Origin of the sequence: Streptomyces sp. PsTaAH-137 (genome assembly GCF_003259365.1) — a bacterium.
In the GTDB taxonomy this organism is placed as follows: domain Bacteria; phylum Actinomycetota; class Actinomycetes; order Streptomycetales; family Streptomycetaceae; genus Streptomyces.
Map to the genome: position 1 here is coordinate 1 of NZ_QLLY01000001.1, position 19,395 is coordinate 19,395.

General features: G+C 72.1%; 17 protein-coding genes. All 17 read right to left on the reverse strand.

The features are described from left to right. Nucleotides 1-1,559 (reverse strand): acyl-CoA carboxylase subunit beta (locus tag K377_RS00005; RefSeq protein ID WP_111660952.1); only part of this gene is annotated, 1,559 nt, incomplete at its 3' end. Further along, nucleotides 1,556-2,326, reverse strand: a complete 771-nt coding sequence (locus K377_RS00010; protein WP_146614673.1) for a 4'-phosphopantetheinyl transferase superfamily protein — start codon at nucleotides 2,324-2,326, stop codon at nucleotides 1,556-1,558. The genes K377_RS00010 and K377_RS00005, both read right to left, overlap by 4 nt. 53 nt (nucleotides 2,327-2,379) lie before the next feature. After that, entirely contained in the window at nucleotides 2,380-3,339 is a 960-nt protein-coding gene (locus K377_RS00015; protein ID WP_111660954.1) for a Gfo/Idh/MocA family protein, read from the reverse strand. After that, the gene (locus K377_RS00020) at nucleotides 3,336-4,736 is read right to left on the reverse strand and encodes an NDP-hexose 2,3-dehydratase family protein (RefSeq protein ID WP_111660955.1); all 1,401 of its coding nucleotides are present in this window, start codon (nucleotides 4,734-4,736) and stop codon (nucleotides 3,336-3,338) included. Before K377_RS00020 ends, K377_RS00015 begins: the two co-directional genes overlap by 4 nt. Before the next feature lie 86 nt (nucleotides 4,737-4,822). Next, nucleotides 4,823-5,569, reverse strand: coding sequence for an NAD(P)-dependent oxidoreductase (locus K377_RS00025; protein WP_111660956.1), 747 nt, complete (start codon nucleotides 5,567-5,569; stop codon nucleotides 4,823-4,825). Nucleotides 5,570-5,611: 42 nt separating this feature from the next. Then, nucleotides 5,612-6,916, reverse strand: coding sequence for a lipopolysaccharide biosynthesis protein RfbH (gene rfbH / locus K377_RS00030; RefSeq protein WP_111660957.1), 1,305 nt, complete (start codon nucleotides 6,914-6,916; stop codon nucleotides 5,612-5,614). Then, entirely contained in the window at nucleotides 6,913-7,971 is a 1,059-nt protein-coding gene (locus K377_RS00035) for an NAD(P)-dependent oxidoreductase (RefSeq protein WP_161195157.1), read from the reverse strand. The genes rfbH and K377_RS00035 overlap by 4 nt, the downstream gene beginning before the upstream one ends. Next, entirely contained in the window at nucleotides 7,961-8,944 is a 984-nt protein-coding gene (gene rfbB, locus K377_RS00040) for a dTDP-glucose 4,6-dehydratase (protein WP_111660959.1), read from the reverse strand. Before rfbB ends, K377_RS00035 begins: the two co-directional genes overlap by 11 nt. Continuing rightward, nucleotides 8,941-10,008 (reverse strand): glucose-1-phosphate thymidylyltransferase, encoded by a 1,068-nt coding sequence (locus tag K377_RS00045; RefSeq protein WP_111660960.1) that lies wholly within the window; start codon nucleotides 10,006-10,008, stop codon nucleotides 8,941-8,943. The genes rfbB and K377_RS00045 overlap by 4 nt, the downstream gene beginning before the upstream one ends. A gap of 25 nt (nucleotides 10,009-10,033) precedes the next feature. Beyond that, the gene (locus tag K377_RS00050; protein ID WP_111660961.1) at nucleotides 10,034-11,161 is read right to left on the reverse strand and encodes a nucleotide disphospho-sugar-binding domain-containing protein; all 1,128 of its coding nucleotides are present in this window, start codon (nucleotides 11,159-11,161) and stop codon (nucleotides 10,034-10,036) included. Between the two features lie 2 nt (nucleotides 11,162-11,163). Further along, nucleotides 11,164-11,745: a dTDP-4-dehydrorhamnose 3,5-epimerase family protein gene (locus K377_RS00055; protein ID WP_181512450.1), complete on the reverse strand. Its 582-nt coding sequence runs from the start codon at nucleotides 11,743-11,745 to the stop codon at nucleotides 11,164-11,166. Beyond that, entirely contained in the window at nucleotides 11,727-12,929 is a 1,203-nt protein-coding gene (locus K377_RS00060; protein WP_111660963.1) for a nucleotide disphospho-sugar-binding domain-containing protein, read from the reverse strand. Before K377_RS00060 ends, K377_RS00055 begins: the two co-directional genes overlap by 19 nt. 36 nt (nucleotides 12,930-12,965) lie before the next feature. Next, a complete protein-coding gene (locus K377_RS00065; protein WP_111660964.1) occupies nucleotides 12,966-14,258 on the reverse strand; it encodes an activator-dependent family glycosyltransferase in 1,293 nt (430 codons plus the stop codon). A 79-nt stretch (nucleotides 14,259-14,337) separates the two neighbouring features. Next, a complete protein-coding gene (locus K377_RS00070; protein WP_111660965.1) occupies nucleotides 14,338-15,549 on the reverse strand; it encodes an MFS transporter in 1,212 nt (403 codons plus the stop codon). 20 nt (nucleotides 15,550-15,569) lie between these two features. Next, nucleotides 15,570-17,549 carry an SDR family oxidoreductase gene (locus K377_RS00075; RefSeq protein WP_111660966.1) on the reverse strand — a complete coding sequence of 660 codons (1,980 nt, stop codon included), beginning with the start codon at nucleotides 17,547-17,549 and terminating at the stop codon, nucleotides 15,570-15,572. A 2-nt stretch (nucleotides 17,550-17,551) separates the two neighbouring features. Continuing rightward, on the reverse strand, nucleotides 17,552-18,487 hold the full coding sequence (locus K377_RS00080) for an aromatase/cyclase (RefSeq protein WP_111660967.1): 936 nt from the start codon (nucleotides 18,485-18,487) through the stop codon (nucleotides 17,552-17,554). Between the two features lie 42 nt (nucleotides 18,488-18,529). Then, a complete protein-coding gene (gene fabG / locus K377_RS00085) occupies nucleotides 18,530-19,315 on the reverse strand; it encodes a 3-oxoacyl-ACP reductase FabG (protein WP_111660968.1) in 786 nt (261 codons plus the stop codon). Nucleotides 19,316-19,395: the final 80 nt, after the last annotated feature.

Genomic DNA, 19,395 nt, shown 5'->3' on the forward strand with positions numbered 1-19,395 from the left:
AGGTCGGCGTGTTTCGTGCGCAGCATGGCCAGGGACTTGATGAGCACCTCGCGGGTCTCGGCGGGGTCGATGACGTCGTCGACCAGGCCGCGCTCGGCCGCGTAGTACGGGTGCATCAGTTCGGCCTTGTACTCCTTGACCATCTTCTGGCGCATGGCCTCGGAGTCCTCGGCCTCGGCGATCTGGCGGCGGAAGATCACGTTGGCCGCGCCCTCGGCGCCCATGACCGCGATCTCGTTCGTCGGCCAGGCGTAGGTGAGGTCGGCGCCGATGGACTGGGAGTCCATGACGATGTAGGCACCTCCGTACGCCTTGCGGAGAATCAGCGAGATCCGCGGCACGGTGGCGTTGCAGTACGCGTACAGCAGCTTCGCGCCGTGCCGGATGATCCCGCCGTGCTCCTGATCGACACCGGGAAGGAAGCCCGGGACGTCCAGCAACGTCACGAGCGGAATATTGAAAGCGTCGCACATCTGCACGAATCGGGCAGCTTTTTCGGATGCCTCGATGTCCAGGACGCCCGCCAGCGACTGCGGCTGGTTGGCGACGATGCCCACGACCTGGCCGTCGAGCCGGGCCAGGGCGCAGATGATGTTGCGCGCCCAGCGCTCGTGGACCTCCAGGTAGTCGCCGTCGTCGACGAGCTCCTCGATGACCTTGGTCATGTCGTACGGGCGGTTGCCGTCCGCCGGGACCAGGTCGAGCAGGACGTCCGAGCGGCGGTCGGCCGGGTCGTCGGAGTCGACGGTCGGCGGGTTCTCCCGGTTGTTCTGCGGGAGCAGCGAGATCAGGTAGCGGACCTCGGCGATGCAGGTCTCTTCGTCGTCGTAGGCGAAGTGGCAGACACCGGAGGTCTCGGCGTGGACGTCGGCGCCGCCGAGCCCGTTCTGCGTGATGTTCTCGCCGGTGACGGCCTTGACGACGTCCGGGCCGGTGATGAACATCTGCGAGGTCTCGCGGACCATGAAGACGAAGTCGGTGAGGGCGGGGCTGTAGGCCGCGCCGCCCGCGCACGGGCCGAGCATCACGCTGATCTGCGGGATGACACCGGACGCCTTGGTGTTGCGCTGGAAGATGCCGCCGTACCCGGCGAGCGCCGAGACGCCCTCCTGGATGCGGGCGCCCGCGCCGTCGTTCAGCGAGACCAGCGGGGCACCCGCCGCGATCGCCATGTCCATGATCTTGTGGATCTTCGTGGCGTGGGCCTCGCCCAGGGCGCCGCCGAAGATCCGGAAGTCGTGCGCGTAGACGAAGACCGTGCGGCCCTCGACCGTGCCCCACCCGGTGATGACACCGTCGGTGTAGGGCTTCTTGGCCTCCAGGCCGAAGCCGACCGCGCGGTGCCGGCGCAGCTGCTCGACCTCGTTGAACGACCCCTCGTCGAGGAGCAGCTCGATGCGCTCGCGCGCGGTCAGCTTGCCCTTCGCGTGCTGGGCCTCGGTCGCCTTGTCGCTGGGACCGGCCAGGGCCTGTGCGCGGATCGCGTGCAGCTCGGCCGTGCGCCCGCGGGCGTCGGTGGGCCCGGTCGCGGCCATGGGCCGGTCGTCCAGGGTGGTCATGGAGGTTCCTCCTCACGTGTGTCGCGTGCATCGAACACAAGGGCGTGTGCGGGGCCGGGGAAGACCGGCGTGAACCGCCGTCGGCTCGGGCCCGGCATGTCGCCGCCGAGCACCGCCTCGGGCGGGAGCCGGCGCACCACGGTCCTGGGGGCCGGTCCCCTGAAAGCCGCGGACGCCGCGTGGCGGGGTTCATGCGGCACGTCGAGAACGCTCCAGCCGTCCGGCCGGGGCGGCGCGTCCGGTCCGCCTTCGCCGAGGTACACCTCGGACGTCCAGCCGCCCACGCCGACGCCGGTTCCCTTCAAGAAGGCCTCTTTGCGGGCCCAGAGCCGGGCGAAGAAGAGCGGCTGTTCCCGCGCGTCCAGGGCCGCCAACTCCCGCTGCTCGTAGGGGTGCAGCGCCGAGCGGCAGAGATCGACCCGCTCCGGGCCCGGCACCCGCTCGACATCGACGCCCACCGGGGCGGTGGCCACGCCGATGAGCACCGCGCCCCGGCTGTGCGACAGCGAGAAGTGCGGGGCGCCCGGCCCGGCGCCGGTCAGCACCGGGCGGCCGTGCGGGCCGCCGCACCGGGGGCAGTCCGCACGGGCGAACGCCAGCTCCCTCGGCGGTGTCCGCAGGTACGCGCCCAGCAGTCGGCGCAGCGCGACGTGCGCGGCGACGTACAGCGCGCGGTCGGCGTGCCGCCGGAAGGCGTCCGCGCGGCGCCGCTCGCTCTCGTCGAGTTCGTCGAACGCGAGCGCCCCCTGCCGCGGCGGGGTCAACAACCACAGCTCCAACCCACCTTCACCGTAGTGAAGTTCACGGCTGGAGGGAGTGCTCATGTGGCGCGGTGACGTACGTCGTCCAGCAGGGCGGCCTGTCGAAGCGTGTCCGCGCGCGGGGCGGACCCGGCGCGGACGGCGGTGACGAACGCGCCGACGGTGGCCGCTACCTGATCGGCGGGCTCCAGCCGGATCTCCTCCGTACCGCCGCCCCGGTGCAGACCGATCGCGGGGACGAGGTCCGCCGGCGGGGTGAAGGCCCGGTCCACGGTGATCCGGCCCTCGCTTCCCCACAGTTCGTAGCGGGAGGCGTACGCGTGCTCCATGCCGAACGTGACGTGCGCGGTGACCCCGCCGGGCGTGGCCAGCAGCGCGGCACCGGACGTCTCGACCTCCCGCCCGGCGCCTCGGGTGAGGCGGGCGCCGACCACGTCGAGATCGTGGCCGAGGAAGTGCAGGGCGGCCCGCAGTGGATAGAGGCCGACGTCCGATAGTGCGCCGCCGCCGAGTTCGGCGGAGTACCTGATGTCGTCGCCGGGGAACGGCGGAACGGCGAACTCAGCGCGCAGTAGGCGGAGTTCGCCGATCCGCCCGTCGGCGACGAGGCGCCGCACCGCCTCGTGCCGGGGATGGTGGACGAACATGACGTTCTCCATCAGGGCCACACCCCGCTTCGCCGCGAGGTCCAGAAGCCGCTCCGTGCTTTCCGGGTCCAGGGTCAGCGGTTTCTCGGCCAGGACGTGCTTGCCCGCGTTCAGCGCCGACTCCACCCACGGGGCGTGCAGCGCGGCCGGCAACGGCACGTACACGGCCTCGATGTCGTCGGCGCCGAGCAGTTCCGCGTACCCCTCGACGGGACGGCAGCCGAAGCGGTCGGCGACCTGTTCGGCCCGGGCCCGGTCGCGGCTGGCGACCGCGGCGAGCGCCAGATCCGGGGACGCGGCGAACGCGGGCAGCATCCGCCGCACCGCGATGTCCGCGCAGCCGAGCACCCCGATCCGCACCGGCCCGCTCATCGGAGGGCCGCCGTGGTGGCGTTGAGGCAGGCCAGCAGAGTGCGGGCCTGCACGTTGAGGTAGTGGCCGTGGCGCACCAGCCAGGTGAGCTGGTCCGGCGTCACCCAGGCGTACCCGGCAGGCGGGTCGTCCGGGACGTCGAGGCCGGAGGCGTCGACGAGCAGATACCGGCTCTCGGCGTTGAGGAACCGGCCGCCCTCCTCCGAGTGCACGGCCTCGTACCGGACGCTGTCCGCCGGCGCCGCGAGCACGGTGTCGAGGAACGGCGGGCGCCGGTCGGCGGGCAGGTGGGCGTAGTTCCCGGGCGTGTACTGGACCGTGGGGCCCAGCTCGACCGTGTCCAGGAAGCCGCCCTCGACCCGGGCGTGCACCAGGACATGGGGGACCCCGTCGAAGGTGCGGGTCAGGAACGCGGCGACGCCCAGGCCCACCGGCTCGAACAGCGGCTGGGTCCAGCCGGTGACCTCGCGGTTGCCTGCCTGCACGGCGACCGCGACCACCTTGAAGTACCGCCCCTCCTCGTGCTCGACGGTCATCTCGTCGCGCCGCCAGCCGGGAAGCCCGGCCAGCGGTACGCGCTCGGCGCGCACATCGTGCCGGGAGCGCTCGGCGGTGAACCAGGACAGCAGCTCGGCGTCGGACAGCAGGGCGCCGGGCGCCCGCTCCGGGACGGGCAGGCAGGACAGGACCGTACGCGCGTCCATGTTGACGACATTGTCGCGGTGCAGGAGTTCCGCTATCTGCCCGAGGGTGAGCCAGCAGAAGTCGTCGAGGAGCGGTACCTCGTCGTCCGTCAGCACGATCATGTTCCGGTTGGACTTGTGGAAGAACCACGAACCGTGCTCGGACTGCAGGACGTCCGCGACGACCCGGCCGCGGCCCGGCCCGACGAAGTGCTCCAGGTACTTCACGTCCGCGCCCTTGTGGACCTTGGTGTAGTTGCTGCGGGTGGCCTGCACGGTCGGGGACAGCTGGAGCAGGTTCGGGTTGCCCGGCTCCATCTTCGCCTGCATCAGGAAGTGCAGGACCCCGTCGAACTCCTTGCCGAGAATACCGAGGATGCCAACCTCGGGCTGCTTGATGACGGGCTGGTGCCATGCGGCGTACGGGCCGTCGCCGAACGGAGCGCCCCGCTCGGTGACGTGCAGGCCCTCGATCGTGAAGAAGCGGCCGCTGCGGTGTTCGAGGTTGCCGGTGGTCCCGTGGAACGACCAGCCGTTCAGTTCGGCGAAGGGGATCCGGTCCACGCGGAAGGTGTTGGCTCGGCCCCGCTCGGCGAGCCAGTCCGCGAAGCCGGCGGTCGTCAGATGGACGCCCCGGGTGGTGGCGGCCGACAGTGCGAGCCGGTCCGCCAGCAGCTTCACGTCTTCGCGCGGCTGAAGGGTGAGTGGCGGCATCGGAGAACTCCCTGTGTTCGACGGGGTGATGGATGAGACCTGCCTGATGTCGTGACCTGCGGCTGCCGGCCCCGGCGACGTCCCCGTCACACGTGGAGGGACGCGGTGAAGGCGCCGAGGACCCGCCGGTGGTAGTCGGGCCCGAAGCCCATCCGCGCGACCTGGGGAACCAGGGCGCGCAGCTTCTCGGTGGAGATGACGTGCTGGCGGACGCCCGTGTCGTGGAACTCCCTGCGCGCACCGAGCCCCAGGTCCCGCGCGAGATGGTCGACGATGTCCTCCACCGGCACCGCGAAGCCCGACGCCACGTTGACCGTCTCGGCGCGCAGGTCCGCGGCGAGGAGGCGGTCGACGACGGTGACGACGTCGCCCACGTCGATCAGGTCGCGGGCCGCGCCCCGGTGCACGCGGACCACGCCCTCGCGCAACTGCCGCACCAGCGTGGGCAGCAACTGGTGTTCGGGCTGGTCGGGGCCGACCAGATGCCCCAGCCGGAGGATGACATGGTCGGCCCCGGTGCCGCGCAGCAGTTCCTCCAGGGCGAGTTTGTGCGCGCCGTAGGGGGTGCAGGGCGTCACCGGGACGTCCTCCCTGCCGGGCCCCTCGGCGAGCCCGTACATGCCGGTCGCCGCGGTGGAGAAGAACAGCAGCCGCCGCCCCTCGTCCGCGCACCGCTTGGCGACCTCGCCCACGAGTCGGGCCTCGCGGTCGAAGTCGGCGTCCGAAGTGCCGCTCGCCCAGGACACCCCCGCCGCCAGGGCCACGGTGTCCGGATGCCGGTCGGCCAGCGGGCGTAGGTTCCGCGCCAGGAAACCGGTTCCCACGATGTCCATATGTCGATGTCCTGATCTGTGGAGGGTAGGGGGCCGTTCAGCTCAGCCGCGCGCGGCCACGAACTCCTTGATCGAGGCGGTGACGTAGTCGAGCATCTCGTCGGTGAGCGCCGGATAGACCCCGATCCAGAAGGTGTGCTCGGTGATGAGGTCGCTGTTGGTCAGCTCGCCCACGATCCGGTGCGGCTGGTCGATGTAGGCCGGGTGGCGGGTCAGGTTGCCCGCGAAGAGCCGGCGGGTGCCGATCTTGCGCTCCTCCAGGAAGTCCACCAGCTCGGCGCGGCGGAACGGCGCCTCGGGGTCCACGGTGATCACGAAGCCGAACCAGCTCGGCTCGGAGCGCGGGGTGGGCTCGGGCAGCAGCAGGCCCGGAACCCCGTCCAGACCCTCCCGCAGCCGCCGCCAGTTGCGCTGCCGGGCCTCGATGAAGGAGTCCAGCTTGGCCAGCTGGGTCAGGCCGAGCGCGGCCTGGATGTCGGTCGCCTTCAGGTTGTAACCGACGTGCGAGAAGATGTACTTGTGGTCGTAGCCGGCGGGCAGCTTGCCCAACTGGTACTTGAACCGCTTCAGGCACCGGTCGTTCTCGCCCGGCTCGCACCAGCAGTCCCGGCCCCAGTCACGCAGCGACTCCACGACCCGGGCCAGGGCCAGGTTGGACGTCAGGACGCAGCCGCCCTCGCCCATGGTGAGGTGGTGGGCCGGATAGAAGCTGACGGTCGTCATGTCCCCGAACGTGCCTGTGAGCTTCCCGTCGTACAGCGAGCCGACCGCATCGCAGTTGTCCTCGATGAGGAACAGGTCGTGCTGCTCGGCGAGTTGGGCGATCTCGGTGACCTCGAAGGGGTTGCCGAGCGCGTGGGCGATGATGATGGCCCGCGTCTTCGGGCCGATCGCCGCCGCGACCCGGTCGGCGGTCGCGTTGTACGTGGTGAGGTCCACGTCCACGAACACCGGTACCAGGCCGTTCTGCAGGATCGGGTTGACGGTGGTCGGAAAGCCCGCCGCGACGGTGATGATCTCGTCGCCCGGCTTCAGCCGCCGGTCCTCCAGGGTGTGCGAGGTGAGGGCCGACACCGCCAGCAGGTTGGCCGACGACCCGGAGTTCGTGAGGTGTGCCTTGCGGCGCTTGAGGCGCCGGGCGAAGGCCGACTCGAACTTGCGCGAGCTGGTCCCGGCGGCGATGCGCATCTCCAGCGCCGCCTCCACCAGCGCCGCCCGGTCGTTCTCGTCCAGGACGGCACCGGACGGCCAGATCTCCGTCGTACCGGGCACGAACTCGCGGGCGGGGGAGACCTCCCCGTGGTACGCGCGGACGCCTTCGAGGACCAGGTCCTTGCGGTCGCTCATGATCGTTTCCTTTCTTCGGCCGGTGCGTCGGCCGTGATCCCGAGTGGGGTGGCGGGCAGCGGGTGTTCCGGCGGCAGTACGGAGGCGAGCAGCTCGTGCAGGGAGTCGTCGAGGCTGCGGAGCGGGCGCCAGCCGAGCAGGCGCCGCGCGCGGGAGACGTCCAGGCACTGCCGTGCGACGTCGGTGCGTGAGCCCGGCTGCTCGACGGCCTCGGTCACGGGCAGGTCGAGGCCGCTGAGCGCGATCATCCGGTGGATCAGCCCGCGCATGGGTACGGCGGTGCCGCGGCCCACGTTGATCACCTGTCCGGCGACGTCCGCCTCCGGCGCGGTGATCGCGGCCAGCACCGCCGCGGTGGCGTCGCGGGCGTCCACCAGGTCGCGGGCCGCGCGCAATGCTGGAAGCCGCAGTTCGGCGGCCTTCTCGCCGTGCGCGTCGGCACGGGCGGCCGCGCCCAGGTGCGCCGCGACCCGGCCGAAGAGACTGCCTTCGGGGACCCCGGCGCCGATCACGTTGGCGAGCCGCAGCACCACGCCGTCCACCCCCTGCTCCCGGGCGCGCAGGACGGCCCGCGTGCCCTGGAGCTTGGTGCGGCCGTACGCGGTGACCGGCGCGGGCTCGTGGTCCTCGCCCGTGGCGGCATCCGGGGCGCCCGCCCCGTACTCGTGGACGGTGCCGAGCTGGACCAGGCGTACCGGCGGACCGGGCAGCGCCGCGAGCGCGGTGAGGACCCGCTCGACCAGTTCGGCGTTGCCCGCGGCCATCTGCGCCTCGTCGGCCTGCCAGGCACGGCCGGCCGCGTTGACCACGACGTCGGCCCCGGCCGCCGTGAGGACCGCCGCGATCTCCCGCGGCGACGCCGTCACCAGATCCAGGGCGACGGCCGACACGCCTGGGGCGACGGCCGACGCGGAGAACGCCGACGCGCCGCGGGAGACCAGGTGCACCCGGGCGCCTTCGGCGGCGCACGCCGCGCCGACGCGGCGGCCGAGGAAACCGGTGCCGCCGAGGACCACGACCGACAGCCCGGCCATGGGCCGGGGCTCAGAGCGCACGGGTCGTTCCATGCTTGACGGCCTTCCACCGGTCGGGGTTGTCCCGGTACCAGGCGACCGTGTCGGCCAGGCCCTTCTCGAATCCGGTCAGCGGCTCGTAGCCGAGCTCCTCCCGGATCTTCGACTCGTCGATCGAGTAACGCAGGTCGTGCGCCTTGCGGTCGGCGACGCGGCGGATCATCTCCTCGCCGGCCCCGGTCAGTTCCAGCAGCCGCTCGGTCAGGGCGAGGTTGCTGTACTCGTTGCCGCCGCCGATGTTGTAGATCTCACCGGCCCGGCCCCCGTTGAGTACCAGGTGGATGCCTCGGCAGTGGTCGTCGACGTGCAGCCACTCGCGGACGTTGCGGCCGTCGCCGTACAGCGGGACCGGGCGGCCCTCCAGCAGGTTCGTGACGAACAGCGGGATGACCTTCTCGGGGTGCTGGTAGGGCCCGTAGTTGTTGGAGCAGCGGGTGATCGAGAGGTCCACGCCGTGGGTGCGCCAGTAGGCCCGCGCGACCAGGTCCGAGCTGGCCTTCGAGGCGGCGTAGGGGGAGTTGGGCAGCAGCGGCCACTTCTCCGTCCAGGAACCCTCCTCGATCGAGCCGTACACCTCGTCCGTCGAGACGTGCACGACCCGCTCGATGTCGCTCTCCAGCACCGCGTCGAGCAGCGTCTGGGTGCCCAGGACGTTCGTACGGAAGAACTCGCCGGCGCCCTCCAGGGAGCGGTCGACGTGCGACTCGGCCGCGAAGTGGACCACGGCGTCGTGGCCGGGCACCAGTTCACGCAGCAGGTCGCGGTCGCACACGTCCCCTCGCACGAACACCAGCCGCTCGTGCGAGGCGGGCAGGTTCTCCCGGTTGCCCGCGTAGGTCAGCTTGTCCAGGGCGGTGACCTGGGCGCCCTCCCAGCCGCTGTACTTGTCGGCCAGCAGACCGCGTACGAAGTGCGAACCGATGAAGCCGGCCGCTCCGGTGACCAGGATCCTCATGCCGCGACCTCCACTCGGGTGTGATCTCCGACGACCAGGCAGTGATGGTCCGTGCCCGGGCCGGTGGTGCCGATGGACGCGGCGCGCCCGATCAGCGAGTCGCGCAGCCCGCGCACTCCGGTGACCGACGCCTCGTCCAGCGCGATGGAGCCTTCGAGCCGGCTGTCCGTCACCGCGCAGTCGCGCCCGACGGAGGTGTAGGGGCCCACGTGGCTGTCCTGGACGACCGTGCCCGCGCCGATCAGCGCGGGGCCCTCGATCCGCGAGCGCACGACGCGTGCCCCCGCCTCGATCACGACCTGGCCCACGAGCACGCTGTCGGCGTCGACCTGACCGTCGACGCGCGGGGTCAGACCGTCCAGAAGGTGGTTGTTGCACTCCAGGACGTCCTCGACCCTCCCGGTGTCCTTCCAGTAGCCGTCGTAGAGGCTGGCGCGCACGTCCGCGCCGGAGGTGACCAGCCACTGCACGGCGTCGGTGATCTCCAGTTCGCCGCGGGCGCTGGGCGCGATGGCCGCGACCGCCTCATGGATGGCGGCGGTGAAGAAGTAGACCCCGATCAGGGCCATGTCGCTGCGCGGCTGCGGCGGCTTCTCCACCAGGCGCAGCACCTCCCCGTCGGGGCCGAGTTCGGCGACACCGAACGAGCGCGGGTCGGGGACCTTGTACACGACGACCTGGGCGGCCGGGCGCCTGCGGGTGAACTCCTCGGCGATCCCGGTGACGCCGTCGGGCAGCATGTTGTCGCCGAGGTACATCACGAAGTCGTCGTCGCCGAGGAAGTCGCGGGCGATGGACACGGTGTGGGCCAGACCGCGCGGCGCGTCCTGGGGGATGTAGGTGACGCGCACGCCGAGTCGGGCACCGTCCCCGAGCACGGCCTCGATCTCGTGGCCGCGGTCGCCGACGATGACGCCGACCTCTTTCACCCCCAGCTCCCGCACGGAGTCGAGCACATGCACCAGCACGGGTGTGTTGGCGATGGGGATGAGTTGTTTGGGCATCGAATAGCTGAAAGGCCGCAGGCGGGTACCAGATCCGCCGGCGAGCACCAGAGCCTTCATCGAGAGGTCCTCTCGGTTCGTGTATTCATGCCGGTACGAGCGTGTCGAGCACGCTCGCGGGCGAGGGCATGGCAGCGATCTCCCGGGAGAGTTCGCGGGCCCGCTCGCCGTAGGTGTCCTTGGACAGAAGTTCCTGACAGGAGTCCGCGATCGCGTCGGCGGTGTCCTCGCCGGGCAGCAGCGTGATCGCGGCCCCGAGATCGGCGACGCGTCGGGCCGGCCTCTCCAGCACGGCGCCGCGCGGTACGAGCAGTTGGGGCACACCGGCGTTCAGCCCGGTCAGGGTGCTGACACCGCCCCCGTGGTGGACGAGCGCATCGCAGGTGGGCGCCACCACGTCGAGCGGCACCCAGCCGGTACGGACGCCGGGCAGGTCCTCGCGCAGCGTGTCGGCGACCGCGTCGGGTGCGGCGACGATCAGCTCGACGTCCCACGCGGCGAAGTCCTTGGCCAGACCGCGCAGGAAGGCGAAGTTCTGGTCGTAACTGTCCTTGGCGACCCGGCTCCCGGACGTCACCAGGACGCGTCGCCGTTCGCCCCGGCCGAACATCCAGGGTTCGAGGCGCCGCTGGGCGTTGGCCGGGACGTACCGCATCGGCCGGGCCGGGGCCGCGTCGGCCGGCCGCAGGCTCGGCGGGCAGATGTCGACGAACACATCGGGGTCGGGCAGCCGCTCCAGGCCGAACCCGGCGAGTTCCGGCCGGAGTTCGGCGTCCGCGCCGGGATGGATGCCGTCGGCCTCGATGGCGTCCCAGGTCTGCCGCACATGCGGTACGCCGAGGTGCAGGGCGAGCAGCGGGGCGACGTAACTCATCGTGCCGCCGACGATCAGCTCGGGCCGCCAGGCGTGGCAGAACTCCAGCATCCGCGGGAGGCTGGACGCGGCCATGCGGGCGAACCAGCGCCCGGTGAAGAGGGCCTGCTCGACCGGGTCGGAGGGGATCTCCTCGGGGCGGCCCTCGCGGTCCGTGGTGATGAAGTGCCGGATCGGCAGATCGGTGGTGGCGACGCCGGGCAGCCCCGACGCGGTGATGACCGGGACCATGTCGTCGTTCGCGGCCATGACGACCTGGTGGCCCGCGTTGCGGGCGGCGGTGGCCAGGGGCGCCAGGGCGAAGACCGTCGCCGGGCTGCCCGCCGCCACGAAGAGCATTCTCACGCTGTACCCGCCTTGCTGAATCGGGGCAGGAGACCTGCCTGTACGGCCTCGGCCACGGTCGGCGCCTTCGCGTCCTTGTCCGAGATGAGGGGTGCCTGCGGGCAGTTCCAGGGCAGCGCGAGATCGGGATCGAGCGGGTTGATGTCGATCTGCGTGCCCGGCACGTACGCGGTGGAGACGACGTAGCAGATGCAGGCGTCGTCGCTGAGCGCGAGGAATCCGTGGCCGACGCCCTCGGGGACGTAGAGGGACCTGCCGGAGTCCGCGTCGATCTCGTTGACCTGGTGCTCGCCGAAGGCCGGGGAGCCGATCCGCAGGTCCACCACGATGTCCCGCAGCACGCCGCGTACGCAGGTGATGTACTTGGCCTGCCCGGGAGGTATGCGCACACTGTGGATGCCGCGCAGGGTGTGCCGTCTCGACACGGAGTAGTTGATCTGCCGGGGCTGGAAGGCGGCCCCGGTCACGCTCTCCAGTGCGTCGCCGCGCCAGGACTCGTAGAACGTCCCGCGCTCGTCCGGAATCTGTTCGGGTGTAATCAGGTAGGTGCCGGGGATGGTCATTTCCTCGATGCGCACGACAGGCTCGTCTCTCTCGGTTCGGTGGCCGCCGGCGTCCGTCGTACGAGATCGGCGGCCACCTCGGCGGGGGACGGCATCGCGGCCATCTCCGTGCCCAGCCGGCGGGCCGACGCGGCATGGCGCGGGTCGGACAGCAGCGCGTCCAGGGCCTGGCGGACGACCCGGGGATCGTCCTGCTGCGCGGGGGTCTCGAAGGACAGCCCGGCGCCGGCCGCGGTGAGCCGGTCGGCCAGCGGGAAGTGGTCCGCCAGCTGCGGCAGCACCAACTGCGGGAGCCCGAACGCGGTGGCGGTCATCGCCGTACCGGCCCCGCCGTGGTGGACCATCGCATCGCAGGTCCCGAGGAACAGATGCAGGGGCAGCGGGTCGACGACCGTCACGTTGCCCGGCAGCGGCCCGACCCCCGCGCGGTACGGCTGCGGCAGTGTGACGAGGAGTTCGGTGTCACGGCGGGCGGCGAGGGCGTGCAGCAGGCCCCGGATGAACGGCTCGCCCTGCAGGGCCGGGGTGTTGCCCAGGGAGACCGCGACCCGCCGCCGCCCGGCCCCCGGACCGGGGTCCGCCCGCACCCACGCCGGTGTCTGCGCGCCCCCGCTGTAGGGCACGTACCTGATCGGCACACTCGCCTCGCCGCCCGGGATGCGCAGGCCCGGCGGGCACGGGTCGAGCAGCACGGTCGGATCCGGCAGCGCCGCCGCGTCCTGCGCCGGGGCGGAGGCGCGCACGAAGCGGCGGGCGGCGCCGGAGATCGCGTCCACCGTCCACCGGTGATGCACCACCGGCACGCCCAGCCGGGCGCCGATGAGAAGGGAGCAGTACTCCAGCGGGTCGGCGACGATCAGATCGGGGCCGTAGGCGTCGGCGAAGGCGCTGTAGCCGTCGAGGTGGGCGGTGGCATGGGCCCACCACAGCCTGCCGTAGCCGCCGAGCACGTCAGGGGCGGGCCGGGGCCGCGCCTGAAGCGGCCGCTGACCCGGGGGCAGGCCCCTCAGCAGCATGGCGTCGACGTCGAACGGCTCGCCCATCCCGACGGCGGTCAGCCCGGAGGCCCGGACCACGCCCAGCACATCGGGCTGGCACAGCACCGTCACCTCGTGGCCGGCCGACCGCAGTGCCCACAGCAGGGGCACCAGGGGCAGGTAATGGGACGGGACAGGGGTGGAGATCACCAGTACGCGCATCTGACGGACAGTCCTTTCCGGCCGCTGCGGGCGCGGTCAGCGGCGCTCGGCGGTCAGGCGCTCCAGGAGTGGCACGATGTCCTTCGGCGCGGGCGCGGCGAGCATCTCGTCGTACAGGCGGCGGGCGCCGAGGGAGAACGACGGCTCCTGAAGGAGCCGCACGAGCTGCTTGTGCAGGCCCGCGACGTCCAGCGCCTCGGGATCGGCGACCAGACCCGCCCCCATCTCCTCGACGTACCGTGCGGTGACCATCTCGTCCCACATCGGCAGCGGCACGACGAGCTGGGGCACCTGGAAGTTGACGGCGGCGGCGAACGTGCCGCCCCCGCCGTGGTGGATCACCGCCGAACTGGTCGGCAGGACCTGGTTGAGCGGCACGTACTCCACCGCGCGGACGTTGTCGGGCAGGGTGCCGGCCGCGGCGAGCTGCTCGTTGTTGAGGGTGGCGACGACCTCGACGTCCAGGGCGGACACCGAGTCGAAGAACTCCCGCATGGGGAAGCCGCTGTACTTGCCGAACAGCTTGCGGCGGCTCACCCCCAGGGTGAGCACCACCCGCGGACACTCCGGCCGCTCGTGCAGCCAGGCCGGCAGCGGGGCCGCCCCGGTGTAGGGGACCCGCCGTACCGGCACGTGCGTGAGGTCGAGCGGCAGCCGCATCCTGGACTGGGTCAGGTCCACGGTCCACTGGCCGAGCAGCATCTCGTCGTTGAACTCCAACCCGTACCGTTCCAGCATCGGGCCGTACCAGGACGCCCACGGGTGCTCCGTCGACTCGGCTCCGGGCCGGGCCAGTTCCCGCTTCGTCCGCTCGTGGATCAGGGCGATGTTGTCCGTGCCCCAGACCAGACGGGCATGGGCGGCGCCGGCGACCCGCGCGGCCACCGGCGCGGGGAACATCAGGGGGTCCCACAGCACCAGATCGGGCTGCCAGGCGCGGGCGAAGTCGACCAGGTTGTCCAGCACGGGCCTGCGGCCACCCGGCTCCTCGGGCTCGGGGTAGTGCATCCGGAACATGCCGGTGAGGATCATGCGCGCCGTGCGCCAGCCCTGCGACTCCTCCGGCTCGAACGCGTCGAAGGCGAGCGAGGGGCGGTTCGGCTTGCTGTCCCCGGTGTCCTTGCTCAGGGCCTCCGGCAGTTCCTCCGGTGAGCCGAGCGGTACGGCCGTGAGCCCGGCCGCGCCTATGTTCGTGATCACCCCCGGGTCCACGACGCCCGCGTGGCTCGCCACGACGACCTCGTGGCCGGCGCTCTGCAGCGCCCAGGCCAGCGGCACGACGGGATACAGGTGTGCCGTCGCCGGGAAGATGGTGAACAGGACACGCATCGTTGAGACTCCGTTCGGGTTCGAGAGCGCGGTGGCGCGCCGGTGGGGGAGGAGCCGGGGTGAGTGCGGGCCCGCGCCATCAGGGCGCGGCGCCGCGCCCGCCGGTGCGGGCCGTGCAGGCGACCAGCGCGCCGGTCGCCGACAGGGCGGTCAGGAACGCCAGAGCACCCCGGTGACCGCCGCCCAGGGCAGCGGCCGTGACCGGTAGCGCGAGCACCGCGCCGAGCTGCACGGCCGTCTGGTAGACGGGCACCGCGGCAGCCCGCCGCTCGGCTGCGATCCCGGCCGTGGCCTGGAGGTTGAGGGCCGCGAAGGACAGCACGAAGCCGGCCTCCACCAGGAGCAGCGCGGGCAGCACTCCGGCGGCGTACGTCGTCGGCGCCCCGGTCAGCAGTGCGGTTGCACAGCCGAGCGTCGCGGCGCAGCTCCCGGCCCTGATCAGGCGCTCGGTGCCGAAGCGCGCCACCATCCGGCCGGCGAAGGGCAGCGCGAGCGCCAGCGGCACACAGGCCGGGAGGAACGCGAGCGCCGTGCGCCAGGAGCTCCACCCCCACTGATCGGCCAGCCGGTGGGTGAGCATCATCAGCAGGCCCAGGTACGTGCCATTGAGCGTGGCCGCGCACACGGCCGAGCGCCGGAACGCGGCGTCGCGCAGCAGCCCCGCCAGGGTCGTCCTCAGTGCCGGGGCGGGCGGCGGCGCGGTGTCGCGGGGGATGAGCCGGGCGCCGGTCACCAGCAGCAGCAGGGCGACCGGGGCGGGGAACACGGGGTTCCAGCGCCAGCTCAATTCGGTGAGCGCCCCCGAGGACAGCAGTCCCGCGGTGAAGCCGGCCGCCCCGAACAGGGAGTAGACCGACACCGCCCGGCGCTGTTCGGCTCCCGGCCGGAACGTGGTGCTGATGATCGCGAGCCCGGTGGGCGCGGTCAGTGCCGCGCACATGCCCTTCACCACCCGGGTGACGATCAGCAGGGCGCCCTCGTGGGCGAGCCCGCCGACCAGCGAGGCGGCGATGAACACCGGCAACGCGGCCAGGTACACGCGCCGCCTGCCCCACCGGGCGACGAGACGCGGACCGAGCAGCAGCAGCGCCGCGAAGCCGGCGGCGAAGCCGCTCATCGCCCACTGGCCGCCGAGAGTCGACAGCCCCAGGTCCCGCTCCATGGCGGGCAGCGCGACCAGCATGACGGAGACTTCCAGGGCGTCGATGAGCATGTTCCCGGCGAGCACGAGGAGCAGGGCCCGCTGTCCGGCGACGGTGCGCGAGGAGGCGTGGGTGGAAAGCGTCGTCATCGGCTCGGCCGTCCGCCCGCTCAGCCGAGCAGCGTGCCGCCGCTGGCGTCCAGATAGGAGCCGGTGATCCAGCGGGAGTCGTCGCCGGCGAGGAAGGCCACCACGTCGGCGATGTCCCGGGTCTCGCCGACCCGGCCGAAGACCGAGTAGTCCGCCATGGCCGCGACCGCCTCCGGGTCGTCGAAGACCGGGGTGCCGTTGTCGGTGATGCCGGGGCCCACGCTGTTCACGGTGATGCCGCGGGGGCCGAGGTGCTTGGCGAAGTGCAGGGTGAGCTGGTCGATGGCGCCCTTCGTCATCGCGTACGCCACCTCCTGCGGGTTGGCGACCCGGGTCAGTCCGGAGGAGATGTTGATGATCCGGCCGCCGTCGGGGAGGTTGTCCAGCGCGCGCTGCACGAGGAAGTACGGCGCCTTGGCGTTGACGGCGAAGAGGCGGTCGAACGCCTCGGGCGTGAGGTCCTCGGGGGCCACACCGCCCATGACGCCCGCGTTGTTCACGAGGATGTCGAGCGTGGCGGAGCCGGTGCGCTCCTTCAGCTCCCGCTCCAGGGCCAGGAACAGTCCGTGGACGTCGCCGGGCACTCCGAGCTCGGCGAGCACCGAGAAGCCCCGGCCGCCCTCCTTCTCGATGGCGGCGACGGTCTCGTCGGCGGCCTCCCGGTTGCTGGAGCAGTGCACCGCGACCAGCGCGCCTTCGCGAGCCAGCCGGATCGCCGTGGCCCGGCCGATGCCGCGGCTGGAACCGGTGACGAGCGCGGTCTTTCCGGTCAGTTTGCCCATGGTGATCCTCCTGTGCGTCGTGTGCTGACGATTCGGTCCGTGAGCGCCGTGAGCGCCGTGTTCGCTGGGCGCGGGCGGGGCGCCGCCGTCGAGCCCGCTGATCATCGCGGCGAGGTGGCGGCGGGCCGCCGGTATCCGGAGCAGCTCCCTGAACACCGTCCGCACACCGTCCACTTCGGGCCCGCCGAACAGCAGATGGGCCTGCGCCTCGATGTTGCCGAGCACGCGGGCGCCCACCGGGTGGCGGACGGCGTGATAGGTGTCGAGCAGTTCCTCACCGGCCAGGCCGGCGAGGTGGGCGGCGAGCTTGCCGCCGAGGTCCGCCGCGTCCTGCAGACCGAGGTTGAGGGCCTGTCCGCCCACCGGCAACTGGACATGCGCGGCGTCCCCGGCGAGGAACACCCGGCCGAGGCGGTACCGGGCGACCTGGCGCCGGGCGTTGTGGAACGCGTTGAGCCACACGGGCTCGGCGCCGCCGAGGTCCTCGCCGGTGACGTCGGCCCACACCGCGCGGATCTGCTCGAAGGAGGGGGCCCGCGACGCGCCGGGTGCCCGGCCGAACGCGTGCACCATGACGCGGGTGATGCCGTCCGGCCCGCGGCGGGCGTTGGCCACCCCGCCCGGGTGCCGCTCGAAGCGCCGCTCCCGCAGGTCGACGCCCCTCAGGTCCGCGCGCAGCAGCTCCTTGGTGGGGCCGACGCCGGGGAACGCGAAGCCGGCCAGCCGCCGTACGGTGCTCTCCTCACCGTCGCAGCCCACGACGTACGCGGCGGTCAGCCGCAGCCGCTCGCCCGTCGGCGTGGTGGCGACGACATGGACCCGGTCCGGCGCCTCGGTCAGTGCGGTCACCGTGTGTCCGCGCCGCAGTTCGGCGCCGAGGCCCGTCGCCCAGTCCGTGAGAACGGCCTCGACGCGGGTCTGCGGGGCCTTCCACTGTCCGGCGTACGGACTGTCACCGGCTTCGGCCAGATCCAGCGGGATGCCCCCGAAGTGGCCCGCCCCGGCGTCCGGCGGCGGCCCGAGCCGGTCGGTCAGGCCCCGCTCGTGCAGCAGTTCCATGGTGCGGGCGTGCAGGATCGACGCCCGCGACTCGGTGGTGGGCTCGGCCAGCCGCTCCAGCACCGTCACCCGCGTCCCGGCCGTACGCAGCTCCCCGGCGAGCAGCAGGCCGACCGGTCCGGCGCCCACGACGATGACGTCCGTGTCCGGCGCGGCCACGATCAGCGCTTGTTCTCGGCGTACGCCTTGGCGTGGCCAAGGGTGGCGCGGCTGTTGGTGCTCAGCGCGCCGTGGACGTACGCCCGTGCGTCGGCGACGGTCGCGTGCGGGCCCAGCACCTCCGCGATGTTCGCCGTGTTGAGGACCACGGTGTGCTGCGAGGTCGCGGCGACGCCGTCGGCGTTCTCCGTGAAGGTCCAGCAACCCGTGTGCAGGGTCATCAGAGCGGGCAGGGTGACCTGCTTGTACGCGATCCGGTGGTGCGGGAAGACCACCCGGTACGACTTGGTGGTGTGCGTCGAGCCGTCCTTGGCGCGGGTGTCCATTTCCAGGGTCTGCAGCCCCGGGGTGTCCTCCGCGAAGCGGACGGAGGCCACGTGCGGGAGCCGCTCCACCCACAGGCCGGCCTCGTTGATGAAGTCGTACGCGTCCTTGGCCGCACCGGCGATCCGCACGGTGTCCTCGAAGGAGAACGTGATCTCCTCGGAGGCGTGGGCCAGTTCGACGTTGGTCTTCAGCGCGGCAAGCTCCGAGCGGGAGTTGCTGTCGACGGCCCGGTCGATCCAGCTCAGGCCCTCCGGGTCGTCGTCGACGGCCCGGTAGTCGTGCAGCAGCCGCACCCGCGAGGACGTCCCGGACAGCGGCTCGATGATCCATGTGCCGCCCATGGCGGCGACCGGAGGGGTGGAGACGTCCTGGCGGAACGTGATCCGCAGGTTCTCGGGGTCCAGGGTGCGGCGCGAGGTCCAGTTCTTCGCCTCGCCGTTGGCGGTGGCCCAGATCCGGATGCGCTCCTCGCCCGCGCCGCGCTCGACGTGGTCGACGTGGATGGTGGGCGGGAAGATCCGCGGCCAGTTCTCCACCTCGGCCAGCAGCCTGTAGACGGCGGCGGCCGGGGCCTCGACGGTGATGCTGTGCTCGACCTGACGGGTCGTCATGACGGGGTCTCCTCCGTGGTGGCTCACAAGGTGCCGGGCGGCTCAGAAATTGCCCAGGCCGCCGCAGACGTTCAGCGCCTGGGCGGTGATGGAGGCGGCGGTGTCGGACGCCAGGTAGCCGACCAGGCCCGCGACCTCCTCGGGCGTCGAGTAGCGGCCGAGCGGGATCTTCGCCCGGAACTTCTGGAGGATGGCGTCCTCGCTGGTGTCGTACGCCGCCGCGTAGCCCTGGCGCACGCGCTGGGCCATCGGCGTCTCGACGTAACCGGGGCAGACCGCGTTGACGGTGATGCCGGTGGGCGCGAGCTCGTTGCCGAGCGCCTTCGTGAGGCCGACGACGCCGTGCTTGGAGGCCGAGTAGGGGGCGCCGAGCACCACGCCCTGCTTGCCCGCGGTGGAGGCGATGTTGATGATGCGGCCGCGGTCCTTGTCGGCCATGCCGCCCGTGGTGAGCACCTCGCGCGTCATCAGGAAGACGCTGTCGAGGTTGGTGGCGATGACGTCGTGCCACAGGTCGTCCGCGATCTCGGCGGTGACCCCGCCGCCGGACCGGCCGGCGTTGTTCACGAGCACGTCGACCGTGCCGAAGCGCTCGACGGCCTGCCGCACGAAGCGTCGTATGTCGTCGACGGAGCGGACGTCGCAGGGGGCGCCGTCCACGTCGAGACCCTCGTCGAGGAGTTCCTTGACCGTACGGGTCACGCTGTCCTCGGTGCGGGCGCACAGGAACACCCGGTGTCCCTGCCCGGCCAGCAGCCTGGTCACCGCGAGGCCGATGCCGCTGGTCGCGCCGGTGACGAGGGCGACCTTCGGACTGTGCTGCGTCATGTCTGTCTCCTGCGGAAATGTGGAGGCGCGAGGTGCGCGGGGGAAGCGGGAAGAGCGGGCAGCGCGCCGCTGGTCCCCGT

Bases quoted from the DNA above. Each gene is read 5' to 3' on its own strand.
- rfbH (WP_111660957.1), bottom strand. From the start codon at position 6,916: ATGAGCGACCGCAAGGACCTGGTCCTCGAAGGCGTCCGCGCGTACCAC.
- K377_RS00080 (WP_111660967.1), bottom strand. From the start codon at position 18,487: ATGACGACCCGTCAGGTCGAGCACAGCATCACCGTCGAGGCCCCGGCC.
- K377_RS00050 (WP_111660961.1), bottom strand. From the start codon at position 11,161: ATGCTCTTCGTGGCGGCGGGCAGCCCGGCGACGGTCTTCGCCCTGGCG.
- fabG (WP_111660968.1), bottom strand. From the start codon at position 19,315: ATGACGCAGCACAGTCCGAAGGTCGCCCTCGTCACCGGCGCGACCAGC.
- K377_RS00045 (WP_111660960.1), bottom strand. From the start codon at position 10,008: ATGAAGGCTCTGGTGCTCGCCGGCGGATCTGGTACCCGCCTGCGGCCT.
- K377_RS00065 (WP_111660964.1), bottom strand. From the start codon at position 14,258: ATGCGTGTCCTGTTCACCATCTTCCCGGCGACGGCACACCTGTATCCC.
- K377_RS00015 (WP_111660954.1), bottom strand. From the start codon at position 3,339: ATGAGCGGGCCGGTGCGGATCGGGGTGCTCGGCTGCGCGGACATCGCG.
- K377_RS00025 (WP_111660956.1), bottom strand. From the start codon at position 5,569: ATGGACATCGTGGGAACCGGTTTCCTGGCGCGGAACCTACGCCCGCTG.
- K377_RS00060 (WP_111660963.1), bottom strand. From the start codon at position 12,929: ATGCGCGTACTGGTGATCTCCACCCCTGTCCCGTCCCATTACCTGCCC.
- K377_RS00070 (WP_111660965.1), bottom strand. From the start codon at position 15,549: ATGACGACGCTTTCCACCCACGCCTCCTCGCGCACCGTCGCCGGACAG.
- rfbB (WP_111660959.1), bottom strand. From the start codon at position 8,944: ATGAGGATCCTGGTCACCGGAGCGGCCGGCTTCATCGGTTCGCACTTC.
- K377_RS00020 (WP_111660955.1), bottom strand. From the start codon at position 4,736: ATGCCGCCACTCACCCTTCAGCCGCGCGAAGACGTGAAGCTGCTGGCG.